Origin of the sequence: Planctopirus hydrillae (genome assembly GCF_001707835.1) — a bacterium.
Taxonomy (GTDB): Bacteria; Planctomycetota; Planctomycetia; order Planctomycetales; family Planctomycetaceae; genus Planctopirus; species Planctopirus hydrillae.
This window is the reverse complement of sequence record NZ_LYDR01000049.1, coordinates 13868-29424: the sequence shown is the minus strand read 5'-3', so window position 1 is coordinate 29424 and position 15557 is coordinate 13868. Positions and strand designations below refer to the sequence as shown.

Annotated in this window: 15 protein-coding genes and 1 tRNA gene; 8 read left to right on the top strand and 8 right to left on the bottom strand. The window is 52.3% G+C overall.

Annotated elements, in window-relative coordinates; genetic code table 11:
• Positions 1-224: 224 nt before the first annotated feature.
• Positions 225-884, bottom strand: coding sequence for a hypothetical protein (locus A6X21_RS06400; RefSeq protein ID WP_068846786.1), 660 nt, complete (start codon positions 882-884; stop codon positions 225-227).
• Positions 885-1176: 292 nt separating this feature from the next.
• Between A6X21_RS06400 and A6X21_RS06395 the strand changes: the two genes are divergently transcribed.
• The 3 genes from A6X21_RS06395 (at position 1177) to A6X21_RS06385 (ending at position 3644) form a co-directional block, all read left to right on the top strand.
• Positions 1177-1251: transfer RNA gene (locus A6X21_RS06395), tRNA-Pro, on the top strand.
• Between the two features lie 298 nt (positions 1252-1549).
• Positions 1550-2134 (top strand): TetR/AcrR family transcriptional regulator, encoded by a 585-nt coding sequence (locus A6X21_RS06390; RefSeq protein ID WP_068846785.1) that lies wholly within the window; start codon positions 1550-1552, stop codon positions 2132-2134.
• A gap of 82 nt (positions 2135-2216) precedes the next feature.
• Positions 2217-3644, top strand: a complete 1428-nt coding sequence (locus A6X21_RS06385; protein ID WP_068846784.1) for a D-arabinono-1,4-lactone oxidase — start codon at positions 2217-2219, stop codon at positions 3642-3644.
• 262 nt (positions 3645-3906) lie between these two features.
• Here the strand turns inward: A6X21_RS06385 and A6X21_RS06380 are convergent, their stop codons facing one another.
• The 7 genes from A6X21_RS06380 to A6X21_RS06350 all read right to left on the bottom strand — a co-directional run bounded on the left by A6X21_RS06380 (position 3907) and on the right by A6X21_RS06350 (position 8921).
• Positions 3907-4722 (bottom strand): SIR2 family NAD-dependent protein deacylase, encoded by an 816-nt coding sequence (locus A6X21_RS06380; RefSeq protein ID WP_068846783.1) that lies wholly within the window; start codon positions 4720-4722, stop codon positions 3907-3909.
• Between the two features lie 5 nt (positions 4723-4727).
• On the bottom strand, positions 4728-5861 hold the full coding sequence (locus A6X21_RS06375; protein ID WP_068846782.1) for an AAA family ATPase: 1134 nt from the start codon (positions 5859-5861) through the stop codon (positions 4728-4730).
• A complete protein-coding gene (locus A6X21_RS06370) occupies positions 5858-6598 on the bottom strand; it encodes an RNA ligase family protein (RefSeq protein ID WP_068846781.1) in 741 nt (246 codons plus the stop codon). The genes A6X21_RS06375 and A6X21_RS06370 overlap by 4 nt, the downstream gene beginning before the upstream one ends.
• 2 nt (positions 6599-6600) lie before the next feature.
• The gene (locus A6X21_RS06365; RefSeq protein WP_068846780.1) at positions 6601-7377 is read right to left on the bottom strand and encodes a tRNA(His) guanylyltransferase Thg1 family protein; all 777 of its coding nucleotides are present in this window, start codon (positions 7375-7377) and stop codon (positions 6601-6603) included.
• A 57-nt stretch (positions 7378-7434) separates the two neighbouring features.
• Positions 7435-7893: an AAA family ATPase gene (locus tag A6X21_RS06360; protein WP_068846779.1), complete on the bottom strand. Its 459-nt coding sequence runs from the start codon at positions 7891-7893 to the stop codon at positions 7435-7437.
• A 144-nt stretch (positions 7894-8037) separates the two neighbouring features.
• The gene (locus A6X21_RS06355) at positions 8038-8439 is read right to left on the bottom strand and encodes a DUF1398 domain-containing protein (protein ID WP_068846778.1); all 402 of its coding nucleotides are present in this window, start codon (positions 8437-8439) and stop codon (positions 8038-8040) included.
• Positions 8440-8468: 29 nt separating this feature from the next.
• Positions 8469-8921: a MarR family winged helix-turn-helix transcriptional regulator gene (locus tag A6X21_RS06350; protein WP_068846777.1), complete on the bottom strand. Its 453-nt coding sequence runs from the start codon at positions 8919-8921 to the stop codon at positions 8469-8471.
• Positions 8922-9245: 324 nt separating this feature from the next.
• Between A6X21_RS06350 and A6X21_RS06345 the strand changes: the two genes are divergently transcribed.
• From A6X21_RS06345 to A6X21_RS06325, 5 genes are all read left to right on the top strand, one after another.
• Positions 9246-9563 (top strand): DMT family transporter, encoded by a 318-nt coding sequence (locus tag A6X21_RS06345; RefSeq protein WP_068846787.1) that lies wholly within the window; start codon positions 9246-9248, stop codon positions 9561-9563.
• Between the two features lie 165 nt (positions 9564-9728).
• The gene (locus A6X21_RS06340; protein ID WP_068846776.1) at positions 9729-11591 is read left to right on the top strand and encodes an SLC13 family permease; all 1863 of its coding nucleotides are present in this window, start codon (positions 9729-9731) and stop codon (positions 11589-11591) included.
• 110 nt (positions 11592-11701) lie between these two features.
• Positions 11702-13273 carry an AbgT family transporter gene (locus A6X21_RS06335; protein ID WP_068846775.1) on the top strand — a complete coding sequence of 524 codons (1572 nt, stop codon included), beginning with the start codon at positions 11702-11704 and terminating at the stop codon, positions 13271-13273.
• A 96-nt stretch (positions 13274-13369) separates the two neighbouring features.
• Positions 13370-14578 carry a M20/M25/M40 family metallo-hydrolase gene (locus A6X21_RS06330; RefSeq protein ID WP_068846774.1) on the top strand — a complete coding sequence of 403 codons (1209 nt, stop codon included), beginning with the start codon at positions 13370-13372 and terminating at the stop codon, positions 14576-14578.
• Between the two features lie 213 nt (positions 14579-14791).
• The gene (locus tag A6X21_RS06325; RefSeq protein ID WP_068846773.1) at positions 14792-15286 is read left to right on the top strand and encodes a DUF1269 domain-containing protein; all 495 of its coding nucleotides are present in this window, start codon (positions 14792-14794) and stop codon (positions 15284-15286) included.
• The last annotated feature ends 271 nt before the right edge of the window (positions 15287-15557 follow it).

The window sequence follows — 15557 nt, the reverse complement described above, 5'->3', positions numbered from 1 at the left end:
ACGTCCCAGCAACCGCTTAACGAATCTGCGCAAAGCTGATTCTCAAATCTCTTCCCATCCAAATTGTCAAAGAGCAACGACCGACTGATTGCGTCGAGCAATCTTGGGCCGGGAAGAAAAGGATATCCGCACGGCCCAGAAGATCAAGTGTCTCAATCAAGTTTTTTTGAATGATGAGTCGCCACAGGCAACTTCTGCATCAATCAGCCTACAAGCGCAAAAGTTTATCGACCCGTCTGTGATGACCAGGCCCCGTCGATGGATTCCACGCTTTGCATCCGGACCTGTCCACCCTGATTTGCGGATGACCAACTGGTATCCACAGGCTGCATGCTGGCAGATCTTTGCGGTACGCCATTGCTGAAATAAGCGTTCGATGAATTCAAAGATCTGGCCATCACGGGCTGCGACTGATTTGACCAGTTGGGCTGGTACTGGGGAACCCCTCTCGAAACCTGTCCACCGGCTCCAAATCGATCATTCTGGCCCCAGTCGACAACAGTCGAAAGTCCGCCCGACGGGTTCTGCATTCCCCAACCACCGGTGTAAACCTGTTTTTGATCAGCTGACAGCCGATCCCAGGCCGGATTTCCTGTTTTCCCGGGCTTCAAACCAATCACACCTGGCTGTGCAGGAAACAACCCCGTCCGCCCTTGTTGTTGTGCTACAGGCCGGAGAGCCTGTTCGCGCACAACTCCTGACGCTGGCCTGTCTGCGGTCGTTTTGCTGGTTGAAGTCGTAGCTGTCGCCGCAGGCTGACTCTTTGATTGTGCAACACCCGGAACTGATTGCCAGTAAGGACTTTGCGCCAAAACTTCAGGTGCAGTCAGCAGATATCCTGCAAACAGCAGACAGGCGAATTGTGAAATCTTCGATGACAACATAAAAGATCCCCTGAACACTGGCATGTCAGCTTCTTCGCCAGATGATCTAGCACCCTGCACATCTGCTGCAGACGATTTCATCGACAGACCAGGACGCCCGGCAACTCACGTTTCCTCTGAAAGCGGCACAGCCCCCCTGTCCTTAAAATCGACACCACCCTTTCGATTGATGAATTTGAAAGAATCGATACGATCGTTAAGGAGTGGGAACCCGACCGATTCGCTGGCCCCGAACTAAAAGCGAATCTGGTTGTCCAATTTCCCGAGCATCGGGAAAGTTCCCCCAGGAAGACGGGATATAGCTCAGCTTGGCTAGAGCGCTACGTTCGGGACGTAGAGGTCGCAGGTTCAAATCCTGTTATCCCGACTAAGATCAGTGACACCTCGCCGGGTTTAACCGCCGCGAGGTGTTTTTCTTTTGGCAGCAAGGACTTAGCGCAAGTTATGACTTCATGCGGACTATTCAACGAGGCCTGAATTTCTCGCCACGAATTGAGGCCGTTACTCCAAAGTGGTTTTCCTAATGGGGTTGTGAAGTTCGAATCCAGTCGCCTCCTTTGTTGGTTTACGCTGGTTCGATTTCAGCTTGGGATACGCGCCCTTGCAGTCGACCCACACCTACGGTATCGTAAGTTGTTGCTTACACTATCGGGAAAGGTTATGAGATGTCGCGGCCAAGCCAAGCCGAACAGCAGCGAAAGAAGCTTCTTCCGATTGTCTGCCAAACATTCAGAGACCTCGGTTATCGACGTACCACCACGGCAGAACTGGCACAGCGTTGCGGAGTTCGAGTGAACATCCTTTACCGGCTATGGCCGGACAAGAAGGCGATGTTCTTGGCCGCAATTCATGACGTCTTCGAATCGCGCGCCGAAAAGTGGGGAGAACTCGTGGCTGATCTTCCCGATTCCGCGAGACGAGTCGAACAACTGATCGCTTACGAATCCCAGCATCAGAGTGAATTAGGGTTCTATCGCGTGATCTTTACCGCCTTGGCTGAGACTGACGATGACGAGATGCGTGAGACCTTGATCGAGATGTATCGTCAGTTTCACAAACTCGTTGTGCAACAGATCTCGACAGGTCGAGAGAGTCGTGTCAATGGACCGGCAGTGAGCGACGCAGCTTGGGGACTCATCGGCTTGGCCACAATCTCCAACATCATCGTAGAACTGAGCCTGCTCGGGCCCCGTCAACGCGAGAAGATGTTTGCCTCGGTGGCACAAAGCCTTGTCGGAGGCCACCCCTGAGCGTTTTTTTTGGCCCATTTGTAAGCACACGCTTACTTCCCAATCCCAAGATTCGATCCCCATCCATACCAAGGTATAGACCATGATCAACGGGCAAACGTGGCAAAACTTCGGGCGTAACGTTAGTTTTCGCCCCAAGACGATCTATCAACCAAAGTCCGAAGAAGAAGTGCTGCGGATACTCGACTCGCAACGCGGTTCACGAATTCGGGTCATCGGCAGGTTGCACTCCTATAGTGAAGCCTCTTGCTGCGAGGATGTCTTGCTCGATCTGCAGCACCTGAACACGGTGCGCACCGAAAAACGAGATGATCGTGTTTGGGCCACAATCGGTGCAGGGTGTCAGGTCAAGCATGCGCTCGTTGAGTTGGAACGGCAGGCCGGAGTTACGTTACCTGCAGTCGGCCTGATCACCGAACAGGCGATCGCAGGGGCAGTTTCGACAGGTACCCATGGATCGGGCAAGCACAGTTTGTCGCATTACGTTGCCGAGGTCCGCGTCGCCAGATACACCGAAAGTGGCGAAGCGGTCATTCGCACGATCAATACAGGCCCCGAGTTGCAAGCGGCGCGATGCTCGCTTGGCTGCCTTGGAGTCATCGTTTCTGTGGGCTTGTGGGTTCGTCCCCAGTATTGCGTTGAAGAACATTTTCGACGGTATGACGCCCTTGCCGACGTTGTTGCTGCCGAGGAAATGTACCCGCTTCAACAATTCTTTCTCATTCCGTGGCGATGGGATTACTGGGCTCAACACCGCCGCGAAGTGGCGAATTCAGGAAACTGGCGAGCGCTGATCTATCAGGCCTATTTCTTCGCCGTTATGGAGGTAGGACTGCATCTAATCGTGCTTTTCCTGTCGAAGTGGTTCCGACCTCGCTGGGCGACTCACACTTTCTTTCGGCGCGTTTTGCCACTGACTGTCATTCGCCATTGGAACGTCGTCGGCAAGTCGCAGGACATGCTCGTAATGGAGCACGAATTGTTCCGCCACGTTGAAATAGAGGTCTTCGTCAAGCGTTCCAAACTGGACTATGCGCTTAGAGTCGTGAGGGAACTCGTATGCTTCTTCGATGGGGACAGTAAGGCGCTGGCGTCGGCTACTTCCGCACGACTGGAACAACTCGGACTGCTCGACCCAACGGATGTTTCGACCTATACACACTGTTACCCGATCTGCATCCGACGCATCCTACCGGATGACACGCTGATCTCGATGGCAAGCAGTGACGATGAGGATAGCTACTCAATCAGTTTCAATTGCTATGCTCGCCCCTCAGAGCTTCGGGCTTTCAACCGTTTTTCTGAAGTCCTCACTCGCATTTTGGCCAGCTTGTTTGAGGCGCGGCCGCACTGGGGAAAGATCTGTCCGATGGATGCCGCGATGGTGAAGTCGATCTATCCGCAACTCGCTGAGTTCCAGCGAATCAGCGCGGAGTTCGATCCTGACGCCCGGTTTCGCAACGACTGGGCCTCGCGATTGCTGTTTGGCGAACAGTCGAATGAAGCGTAAATCCCGTTTGGCCGCTACCGACTGTCAAGCAAAGCGACAAAACGCATTCAGCCGTGATCAAGGACGTTTTAAATCGGTAAATCTGACCTGAGAGCTCGAATACCCGCCAGAAAAAGTTCTAATGGTGTCCTGTTATCCCGACTTTGCTTCGCAAACAAATAGGAGAACATCAGAAGTCGTGAGTAAAAAGAGAACGCGTTGTTTGCTCTCCATGATCTTCTCATAACTTTCTCCTCTCATCTTATTCTTTCTGAGCATGGCCTTATTCGCTACTGGAACCAAACGCATCAGAAATCAGCTTTGGCAGCAGATCACCCGCTTTGCCTTTCAGCCAACAACCTTCCATTGGCTGAGGATCGATACTAATCACGGTCGCACCGGAAGCAGCAGCAGTTTCGGGAAGCAGAGCGGCTGGATACACAGCGCCCGATGTCCCGACTTGAAGCAGCACATCGCACTCCCGGGATGCTTGATAGGCCTTAGTCCAGGCTGGCTCCGGAAGATCATCGCCAAACAAAACCAGATTCGGTCTGTGCCGCCCGAACCAGTCAAATGGATAATGCTTTCGAAGATTCCACAAGAATCTGATGACTGATACCTGATGATTTGCATACAAACGGACGATGCCGGCGATTCGTGCGAGATCATTCCTGTCCAATTTCTGTACGATCTCTCCCGATGTGACATCGACCACCTCCATCAGTGATCCATGGATTTCCAAGACGGATGTCGAGCCTGCCGATTGATGCAGTCCATCAATGTTCTGGGTAACGACGGTCGTGGAAACTCGTTGCTGAATTCTGGCCACAGCTGTATGCCCGGCGTTAGGCTTGGACTTGGCAATGGGCTCAATCACGTTGAGAATGAACTCTGCTAAGGAGTACCGATCGGTAAGCGCTGTCTGCGATAGCCCTTTCCATGTAGCAAATCGTTCTGGAGGAAACCGCTGCCAAAAGCCATCGCTGTCTCGAAATGTAGGAATGCCGCTTTCCGAAGAGATCCCAGCTCCCGTTAGGACCACGATCCTGTTGGCTTTACGCAACGCCAGCACTGCAGTAATCCAGTGATCAGTCTCCATTATTTTCACCCCAGTTGAGTGTGCATATTGTCATTCGGCATGATTAGCCCATGGCATTCCATCCATGTCGGCGGCTCGCACTTCTCTGCCAGCCTGCGGATCACTGGTTCAGGAACAGGCTTGCTTCGAGCTTTATTTTGTCGCAATAGCGTGTCAAACGCAGGTTCCAAGTAGACGATTTCGATACGGGCGTTGTAGTCAGAAAATAAATCAAGCCAGCGCCCGCGGGTCTGTCGCATCGTGTTTGTGGCATTGAAGGCAAACGATGTTCCTGCTCTCAAAAACTCTCGACAGCGTTCCTGGGCCTCTTGCGCCACTCCTCCCTGATTGTCAGTCGGATCAACGCCAAGCTCACTTCGAATATCGTCTAATGAAACGACCGGTAAGTCGGGACGGTTGCTGAAGAGCCATGTGTCTTTGCCACTGCCCGGAAGACCGGCCATGAGCGTCGCGTTGCAGGAGAAGTTTTCATGCGGAACGTAATAAAGGTTGGGTTCTTCCTGCCGGAAGAATGTGAATCGAGCATGGTCGGTGTCGAATGGATACGGCTGGTCATAGCAGCCGGATTCTTCGGCCATGAGCTTCCAGAAGTGCAGATTCTCTTCGGGCCGGGTCATTGAATCGGTGTCTCTGCCTCGGGTGTCGGCCAGAGCGAACAGGTAGAGCAGCCGGTTGTTGACCAACCACGAAAGTCTTACGACTTCATGGGTCGGCTCGTCACGTTCGAGCAGGAAGGCCGGTCGTCCGTGGTAACGAACCAGCCGGGCAATCTTTTCACGAGTCTCCAGGTCACATCCCAGATCACGCAGGATATTGCGGGCGACGTGCTCCCCTTTGACGGCATGCTTTGGGGATCGCACCCTACCCGTTTCGGGATCAACTTCGGTCGTCAGCGGCTTGGCGACATCGTGAAACAGTGCGGTGAAGACCAGGACAGTCTGCTCGTATCCTGTCAGAGACGGCCACTCCTTCAGGGCGTGCAGTTGCTCAAGGACCATCTTCGTATGAGTCCAGACATCGCCTTCCGAATGCCATTCGGCATCCTGTGCGCAGTCCGCCATCGCCTGACACCACGGCTGGGTTTCCGCCCAGGCCGTTATGTCTTCCAGCGATGACTGTCTGAGTTGCTCCCATTTCATGACCAGATATCCACATCATCCGCCAGCAGGTTGGGCACCATGATCTGGTGCTGCCAATGCGAGCTTTGCTTGATCTTCTCGACAAACTCAGGACGCACAAACTTGGCTCTTCCCGTGACAACGCCCGCTGCTTCCGTCCGCAGATACAGACCTTCCATCAGGTTGTCAGCGCGTTTTGTGACGGGGTTTTCAAAATAGCTGTCGAATTGCGAGGGGCCAATCAGGTCTTCAAGGTCGTCACGATCCATACGGCCCATATGAACCACTGGCACCGTCTGAATTCCCGTTCCTTCAAGAATTGACAACCGACGATTCAGATTGAGGAACTCCTTCTGCCCTTTGTCGTAGATGTCAAACTCGAAGAAATAGTGCGTCAGCTTGCGATAATGAATCGAGTGCCTCGCGTAGACCCATTCCCCGAACAGAATGAAGCGGTTCTCAAGCTGCCCCTCCAGTACCTGTCGCTTTACCGCCGCCCACTGCTTGAACAGGTCGTATTGCGGGTGCATCCCTTCGGTGATGAGATGGCCCCGGCACTGCAGGACCATCTCACCGGAATCGAGGAAGTGAATGCCGACGTTTGTGCCGTCGATCTTCTCTTCGACAATCAGCCTGTCGTCGTCGATAAACGCCTTCGATTCTGCCTCACCAAGATGCTTGTCATCATCCGTCCCTTTCGACCCAAACAGATGGGGCGTGCGGGGATACTTGGTGAAATCACCGTAGGAAGTACCCATTTTCAGGCTCCTTGTGTTTGAGGTTGGGAAATGAACGACCGCACGAATTGGCTGTAGTCGTCTTTCATCGGCAGATCGAAGTTGGTATGAATCCGGCGACGACGTGCCGTGACCTCTTCCTTTGTCACAGGGTTCAAGGCAGGCTGATCGTACGCTTCCCAGCACAAACCGATTCCCCGCTTCTGCCAGTTCGGGAGATCGTTAAAATTGATGCCGCTCTGGAAAAGCAACTCGTTCTTCTGACTCACGGACAGGCCGAGCAGCGATTTCGTGGCCTGCTGCTCGGTCTGGCCCCCCTTGCGAAGAGTCCAGTAGCACCAGGCATTTAAAGAATTGCGAAAGGCATCTTCGTTACGCCAGCGGAAGTAGTCCACGACCAGTTCGTTCGTTGGTAATTGAGAAATCCGACAGTCGAAGCAGGCCGGTCGCCCCAGCTTCAGTGAGAACTGGCCACTGGCTTCACCTGCCAGTACAGAATTGTATTTCCGCAGCTTCCTGCCGAAGAGTTGTTCCTCTGGTCCAAAGAGCAGCGAAATCTCATCGCTTTGAGTGTAGGCGTACAGTACGCGGAAGCCAAAGGTCATCAGTGACTCCGTGGTGGAGACCATCAGGTCGCGGAATCGCTCGTCGAAGGGAGCCTCAAACTGGCAGACATCTTTGGTCAACCGGGTGAAGCTACGACCATCGAGACGAGCGACCATGAACACACCGGGCAGCACGCACAGGTCGGCAGCGGTCTCGAAGACCCTCATCTTGTTGTCAAGATCGTCGAATTTCATGGTTGTTTGACCTGACTATTCCGCCCATACCCAGAATTTATTAATGTTTCTAACCAGCTACCGATACAAGACGTCACTGGCGGCTTCGTTCCACTCCTCGACGACGAAACCCGCTTGTGTCAGTCGTACATATTTCAGGGTGTCGAAACCTTCCTCGAATGTGGGAAGCTCCAGTTTCCTGGCCGTGGACAGGATGCCGATCTCCGGCACAGGTTCACTACGCTGCTGATTTCGAGCGATGCACTCTGTGATTTGGGATCGGAAGTAGTATCCGACCACGCAAAATTTGGCCGATTTTGCGGAGTCGATGTACTTCGCTCGCTCTTCCCGAGTCGGGTTTGTGTTATCAATGACGAACGGCTGCTGTGTCTCCAGACACATGGACATCAGCCTGCGTTCCCGGTTCCGAGTCCGCAAAAGATCGAGGCTGATGCGAACGTGTGTGGCAAAAAACCATTCTTTATAGAAGGACGATTTTCCTGACGCTTGCAGGCCCATGAAGATAACGGCTTGCATGGCTGACTTCCCCGGGCATCAATGCGTAGTTGGTTGCATTCCACTGAGCGGGACTTCCCGATCTCTCCGAGACTGTGCTGGGATGCCTCTGCCAGTATGAACTTTTTCCGTTCCGCAGACACGGCCTTTCCGGAGAGGTTCGCGTTAGGGAGCATCGGGAAAATATTCGATATGGAAATCGCCGTCCCTTCCGAAATAGATCACCCGGCGACCCGTGATCTGTACGAAGTAACCCACACAACCTGCTGCCATCGTTTTCCGGATAAAATCGAGGTAGCTATGTTCGCCCCTTTGACTCTCCTGAACAGCGGCCGCAACATCCGCCGCTGAAAACTCAAATCCCGTTACATCCAAAGGATGAGGCGTGGAAACCACTTGCGAGTCACCGTCTTCCAGGTAATAGGTGATTTCTCGCCGACTATAATCGGCATGGTATCGCTCAATGCCACATTGACTAAGCTTGCCGACGATTTCCGGAAATGTCAGCGCACCTGTCAATGCTCCTTGAGCACAAAACTCAACAGTTCGAATTTGATCAGTATTCATGACCTGATTTCCGCATGTAGATAACTCACTCAATCCACAGGAAGGTTTTTCCAACCGTTCCGACGAACAATCTCTTGAAGGAGATTGAACAGCGAGGTCTTCTCATCAGGTGTTAAATGACCGAAGAATTCATTGTCGTTTTCATCCGCCAGTCTCCCCAGAACCGGAACGATCTGTTTGCCGCTCGGTGACAGATCAATTGTCTGATATCTCCGATCATTCTCTGAATGCGATCTGACAACGAGATCTTTCTGCAGGAGCCTCTCGACAAGTTTTGAGACGGCACCACGGGTCATCCCTATTTTGGCCGCCAGGTGACTGGGATTGACCGCCCCGGTATCGAGCAATTCACGCAGCAGTACCCACTCTGCGACAGTTACGCCTTGTCGCTCGACCCTTTGCGCAAACGCATGGGAAACATGGTTCGAGACATATCGCAACCAATAGCCGACATGGTCTTCGATCTGGCTGGTTTTCTTCACGAATGCCCCTATGAAACCGTAGTTTCCTTGGAAACTATATAGGCGGCAGTTTGTGTTGTCCACCCCTCGACTGCGAATCTTTTACGAAAACTCCTGAACGAACCACAGTCATTCAAAACAATCACATCTTGAGAGGAATGCCCACTGGCCATTGATCGTCAATCTGGGGAGTTCCAACAGGTGCAATCACCAGCCCTGTCACGACAGGCAGTGCCGGGATCGTTAAACTCCCCTGGGCAATGAATTTTGTCGGTCACTTCTTGAACAGGAATGTGGACTGGCTCAGCACGGTCAAACAATCGAACAATCGAACAGGAGACAAGCATGGGCTGGTTGTATCTGATTATGGCTGGCTTACTGGAAATTGGGTGGCCTGTGGGCTTGAAGATGTCTCAGGCCCCAGAGTCTCGCTGGACCGGGCTGATCACAGCTGTACTGCTCATGGGGTTAAGTGGCTGGATGCTGTGGCTGGCTCAGAGGCATATTCCCATTGGGACAGCTTATGCCGTGTGGACAGGCATCGGAGCGGCTGGGACATTCGCCATCGGCATTGCCTGGTACGGCGACCCCGTGTCTTTTGGCAGAGTGCTGGGAGTTCTGCTGATCATTGGTGGAGTCATCGTCTTAAAGTTGACCCATTAATGATCAAAGAGCACTTCCAAAGTATGTTCGATCCGCTGAACTCTCGCTTCTCCGGCTTTCGATTCACAGGCGGAAAGACTACCTTTGTCTCAGTCGGCAGACTCACAGCCAGGCTGTCTTCACCTTCATGTCCCAAAGTTTTGTCGCATCCCTTGAGCCCCTCCCATGACGATTGAACTCGCAATTGTTTTAGCGCTGTTGATTGCCGCCATCGTGATGTTTGCGATCGACAAACCACGGATGGATGTTGTCGCCTTACTGATGCTGACTCTGCTTCCCCTGACACAGATCATTACAGTCAATGATGCTCTGCGAGGTTTTTCTGACCCGAACATTGTGCTGATTGCCGCATTGTTTGTGATTGGAGATGGCTTAGTTCGAACAGGAGTTGCACGAAATCTGGGCGACTGGCTCAGTGTGAAAGCCGGCAGCAGTGAAACCCGCATGATGATTCTGCTGATGGTGGTCGTTTGCGGCTTAGGCTCGACGATGAGCTCCACAGCCGTGACAGCGATTTTTATTCCTGTCGTACTGAGAATTTGCCAGAGCACTGGAACTCCTCCCAGCCGGTTGATGATGCCACTGAGTTGTGCGGCCCTGATCAGTGGCATGATGACCCTGGTGGCGACGGCCCCCAATCTGGTTGTCAACAGCGAACTCATTCGCTTTGCCGAGCAACACAACACCGACAGCACAGGTTTTCGATTTTTTAGTTTTGCCCCCTTTGGAATCCCTATCCTGCTGGCAGCGATTGGTTACATGCTCATCGCGAGAAAGTGGCTCCCTGCAACCAACCCATTTGATTCCAAAGCAGATACCAGGCAGCCCACGCTTGCCGGTTGGGTTGAGCAATATGAACTGGCCACGCGGGAACAGCGAGTCCGCATCAGTCACTCATCGCCACTGGTGGGAAAGACGATCGAGGAAGTGGGCTTAAGAAATGCCGCCAGTGCCAGTCTGGTCGCCATTGAACGCGAACGCTCCGTCCTCCAACCCACGGCCAAAACAATCCTCCATGCAGGGGATGTTCTCCTCGTCGATTTTTACGGGCCCCCGGCTGACTCAGATGCTCTGAAGACTCAATTCGCCCTCGAACCCATGCCGCTCAGTGGGCTCTACTTCACCGATCGAGCCCAGGAAATCGGGATGCTCGAAGTGATCATTCCCGTGGATTCCGAACTGGTCGGACAATCACTCATTTCCAGTGAATTTCGCAGCCGCACGGGATTAACCGCGATTGGCTTGCGTCGCAGCAAAGCGGCCGTCACGGAAAAACTGCGCGAAGAAAGTCTGAAGGCAGGCGATACCCTGCTGCTGATCGGCCCCTGGAAAGCCATCCGGCATTTGACGAAGGACAGCAATTATATTGTTCCCTTGAGGTATCCTTCGGAATACCATGATTTGCTGCCAGCTCCCGGCAAAGCCTCTTATGCAATGGTCAGCTTGCTCATTGTGATCGGATTGATGGTCTCCGGGGTGGTTCCCAATGTTCTGGCAGCACTGATCGGTTGTCTTTTGATGGGTTTATTCCGCTGCATCACGATAGAAACTGCTTATAAATGCATCGACTGGAAGACATTGATCCTGATTGTCGGCATGCTCCCCTTCTCCATCGCTCTGCAGGAAACGGGAGGAGTCGAATTGGCGGCTGAAAGTTTACGAACGATCACCAGCAGTATGGGGCCGCGTGGGGTGCTGGCGATCCTGTTTATGATCACCGCCATTTTGGGAATGTTCATTTCTAACACCGCGACAGCCGTCTTGATGGCACCTGTTGCATTAGCCATGGCTGCCGATATGCAAGCCTCGCCGTATCCTTTTGCGATGATCGTGGCCTTAGCGGCTTCAACAGCATTCATGACTCCCGTTTCATCACCTGTGAATACGTTGGTCGTCACTCCCGGAAATTATTCATTCAGCGACTTTGTCAAAGTTGGTATTCCTTTAAGTGTGATCGTCCTCGTCATCAGTGTCGCCATGGTGCCCTGGTTGCTGCCAATTTATCCGGCAGCTTCAGTCACTCCTTAGCAGCCAACAGAAGTGGACTGCTTTGTCGACAATGCGATTTTCATGAACTGTTCATATCCATCGATCTGGTGTGTCATACGAATCTATAACAACCGATACGGAACGTCGTCATGCAGCCATCAGGTGAAGTCGGCTCGAATCCTGAATCAACACCTGAGAGCGCCAAGAAAACCTCTTTACTCCAGCGCATGCTCGATATCGTTGAAGCAGTGGGAAACCGGGTTCCTCATCCCGCTGTCATTTTTCTATTGCTGATTGCCGTGGTCGTGGTCGTTTCGCACATCATGGAAATGGCTAACGCTTCCGTCAGTTTTCAGGTTCTTAATGAACAGACCAATCAACTTAAAACAGAAACCTCGGCAGCCCGAAGTCTGCTTTCCAGTGACGGCATACGTTTTATCTACACCCAGTTGATTCCCAACTTCATGGGTTTCTCGGCGGTGGGACTCATGATCGTGGCCATGGTGGGTGCCGGGGTTGCTGAGGAATCGGGCTTGATACAGGCTCTGATTCGCAAACTTGTCATTCTTTCCCCCAAAGCCATTCTGGCCTACATCCTGGTCTTTGTCGGGATTCTTTCCAGTGTGGGTGCTGATGCTGGATATCTGGTTCTCATTCCGTTGGCTGGTACTGCTTTTCTCAGTATTGGCCGACATCCACTTGCTGGGCTGGCTGCGGGTTTTGCGGCAGTCGCAGGGGCGTTCACTGTCAACATGCTGATCAAGCCCCTCGATGCCGTCCTGACGGAATTCACGAATGATGCCATTCATCTCGTCGATCCTTCACGGTCGATTGGATTGACAGCGAATCTGTGGTTTTCGCTGGCTTCCGTCCCCCTGCTGACAATCATCATCACATTAGTCACCGAGCGAATGATTGAACCACGACTGGGAGCCTACACGGGCGAAAAGCCCATTGAAAAAAGTGGGGCATTGACTGCCCAGGAATCCAGAGGGCTCCTCTATTCGCTCTGGGCCATGCTTGGTGTCCTGATCTTTTTTGGACTACTCACGATTCCCGCAGAAGCCCCGCTGCGAGATCCAGCCACCGGTGCCATCATTGGCAACTCTCCATTTATGAACGGCTTGATTGCGGTGATCATGGTCATGTTTCTCGCCACAGGCATTGCCTACGGCATCGGTGCCGGCACGATTGCTAAAACCAATGATGTTATCAATGCCGTCGGCAAATCCATCAGTAGTCTGGGCGGAACAATCTTCCTGCTGCTGATTATCAGCCAGTTTGTGGCCTACTTTAACTATTCCAATATAGGCACCATCCTCGCGGTGAATCTTTCGAACATGCTCAAGGATGCCAATGTCGGCCCATTCTGGTTACTGATGGGATTGATCGTCGTTGTCGGGCTGCTCGATTTTCTGATCACGGGAGCCATTGCCAAATGGGCGATTTTTGCACCGATCTTCGTTCCTGTCCTTGTCAAATTGAATGTTGATCCAGAGGCGGCTCTCGCTGCTTATCGAATTGCCGATTCACCGATTAACATGATCACACCCTTGAATGTTTACTTTGCCATGGTGGTCGGCTTTGCTCAAAAGTATGACAAAAACGCCGGTGTAGGGACGATTGTCTCCTTAATGCTGCCCTATGTTGTTTTCATTTTTGCTGGCTGGATACTCCTGTTTATCGCCTGGTATTTACTGGGAATACCATGGGGTATTTAACTTTCCATCAGTTCAAGTCCCTTTCGACGACATTACTCTCACCTGTTGACAACCCCTACTTGCATAGTCACGTTATCAATCATTGAAGGATTATTCATGGCCAGTTTATCAGCTTATATTGAGCGTTCGCCGACAATTGATCTGCTCATGCGATTACTGGAAGTCCCAGGCCTGAGTGGTCAGGAAACAGCCATCTCTCAAGCCATCCAGGCAGAGCTGATTGCGGCTGGAGTACCTGCCATGAGCATGTTCAACGATGATGCTCACAGCCGGATTGATCTGCCTTGTGAAATTGGCAATCTGTTTGTCCATCTACCTGGCACAAAACCCGGCCCGCGAATCATGTTTTCCACGCACATGGATACCGTTCCCATCTGCCAGGGAGCGAAACCAATACTTAAAGAGGACCAGATCTGTACTGATGGATCAACAGGCCTCGGAGGTGATAACCGCACAGGCTGCGCAGTTCTGATCTCGACAGTCGCCGCTTTATTAAAGCATCAGCTTCCCCACCCGCCAATCACTCTGCTGTTTACGATCCGTGAAGAGAGCGGCATTCAAGGTGCCCGCTACCTCGATGCAAAAGCGGTGTCTGATGTCCAGATGTGCTTCAATTTTGACGGCAAAGTACCGGCTGAATTGGTCACCGGAGCCGTCGGCCAGGAAACCTTCCATGTCGAGATCACTGGCCTGGCTTCACACGCTGGAGTTGCGCCAGAACAGGGCATTTCGGCCACTCTGATTGCTTCGAAAGCCATTGCCGATGTCCATGCTCAAGGATGGTTTGGGAAAATCCAGAAGTCTGACGGCTATGGAACGAGTAACATTGGGATTTTTGGTGGCAAAAAAGGGCTGGCCGCCGGTGATGCCACGAATGTCGTCACAGATTATGTCTATTTAAAAGGCGAAGCGCGGAGTCATGACGCGGAATTCAATTCCCGGATCACTGCGGCTTATCAGGCGGCGTTTGAAAAAGCTGTGAATGACGTTTCGACGATCGATGGCCAAAGAGCGACACTCAAGTTTACGATCCACAAAGCGTATCCTCCGTTTCATCTGGAAGATCACAGCCCTGTCGTCATGCGAGCTGTGGACGCTGCAAAATCCATTGGTATGTCGCCAATCACAAAATCTTCCAATGGTGGTCTGGATGCCAACTGGCTGGTGAAACATGGTGTGCCCACGGTCACCATGGGAGCCGGTCAGCATGAGATTCACACCATCAAGGAATTCATCAACCTGGGCGAATTCATGGATGGGTGCCAGCTTGCGCTCGCAATTGCCACGCAGTGCCGTCAAGAATGACAACAAGTCGACGAAATCAATTGGTGAGTTCGCTTCACCCGAAAGGTGAATGATTCTCAATAGATCATGCTCAGGCGGCTTGTCTTTTCAAAATCTTCTCTCCACACTGCTGGGGAGCGGCTTAATGCCTCGCCGGAATGAGTGATGATTGACGGCATAAAATCGCGTTTGGCGAATTGACCGAGTAACTGACTGCAAACGAGGAGAACTTCAATGGCATCATTAGTAGTAATTGGCTACGACGACGAACTGAAAGCTGAAGAAGTGCGTTTGGCCCTTCTGAAAATGCAGAAGGAATATCTGGTTGATCTGGCTGATGCAGTGGTGGCAGTTCGTGACGATAAAGGCAAGGTCAAGCTGCGTCAGATGTATGATCTGACGGCGGCCGGTGCCATCAGTGGAGGATTCTGGGGAACTCTGGTCGGGATGATTTTCCTCAATCCTTTATTTGGACTGGCCGTTGGTGCTGGTGCTGGCGCGCTGTCAGGATCTTTGACCGACGTGGGTATTAACGATGGCTTCATGAAGCAACTGGCAGAAACCCTCAAGCCAGGAAGTGCAGCCCTCTTCGTACTGATTCGTCACATGACGGCTGATAAAGTGCTGGCTGAAGTGGAAAAGTTTGGTGGTACTCTGCTGCAAACCAGCCTTTCTCATGAAAGCGAAGAGAAACTCCGGGCAGGTCTGGCTGCTGCATCAGCCCAATAACCCGTAACTACTGAGCTAAAACCAGCTAAGGCATTAGAGTTTATTTAGCCGGAATCTCCGTCTCCTTGCGATCTCAAAATTGAATCTGGCATCTTTGAGCCACGTCCCGAAGCATCCGCTTCTCAGGCGTGGCTCTTTCTTTGGGGTGCTGTTTTCTCAGCATCATCTCAGCAGGCATCACGATATGATGGTGCGAGAGCTGATCCCGTAATGATGAACATGCACGGGATCAGCATTGACAACCCCTCTTATTCGAAAATCAAGGGAAGGT

Coding starts and splice junctions, on each gene's coding strand:
- A6X21_RS06340 (WP_068846776.1), top strand. CDS start 9,729: ATGACGATTGAACTCGCAATTGTTTTAGCGCTGTTGATTGCCGCCATC.
- A6X21_RS06365 (WP_068846780.1), bottom strand. CDS start 7,377: ATGAAATTCGACGATCTTGACAACAAGATGAGGGTCTTCGAGACCGCT.
- A6X21_RS06385 (WP_068846784.1), top strand. CDS start 2,217: ATGATCAACGGGCAAACGTGGCAAAACTTCGGGCGTAACGTTAGTTTT.
- A6X21_RS06360 (WP_068846779.1), bottom strand. CDS start 7,893: ATGCAAGCCGTTATCTTCATGGGCCTGCAAGCGTCAGGAAAATCGTCC.
- A6X21_RS06335 (WP_068846775.1), top strand. CDS start 11,702: ATGCAGCCATCAGGTGAAGTCGGCTCGAATCCTGAATCAACACCTGAG.
- A6X21_RS06380 (WP_068846783.1), bottom strand. CDS start 4,722: ATGGAGACTGATCACTGGATTACTGCAGTGCTGGCGTTGCGTAAAGCC.
- A6X21_RS06400 (WP_068846786.1), bottom strand. CDS start 884: ATGTTGTCATCGAAGATTTCACAATTCGCCTGTCTGCTGTTTGCAGGA.
- A6X21_RS06325 (WP_068846773.1), top strand. CDS start 14,792: ATGGCATCATTAGTAGTAATTGGCTACGACGACGAACTGAAAGCTGAA.
- A6X21_RS06345 (WP_068846787.1), top strand. CDS start 9,246: ATGGGCTGGTTGTATCTGATTATGGCTGGCTTACTGGAAATTGGGTGG.
- A6X21_RS06375 (WP_068846782.1), bottom strand. CDS start 5,861: ATGAAATGGGAGCAACTCAGACAGTCATCGCTGGAAGACATAACGGCC.
- A6X21_RS06355 (WP_068846778.1), bottom strand. CDS start 8,439: ATGAATACTGATCAAATTCGAACTGTTGAGTTTTGTGCTCAAGGAGCA.
- A6X21_RS06330 (WP_068846774.1), top strand. CDS start 13,370: ATGGCCAGTTTATCAGCTTATATTGAGCGTTCGCCGACAATTGATCTG.
- A6X21_RS06390 (WP_068846785.1), top strand. CDS start 1,550: ATGTCGCGGCCAAGCCAAGCCGAACAGCAGCGAAAGAAGCTTCTTCCG.
- A6X21_RS06370 (WP_068846781.1), bottom strand. CDS start 6,598: ATGGGTACTTCCTACGGTGATTTCACCAAGTATCCCCGCACGCCCCAT.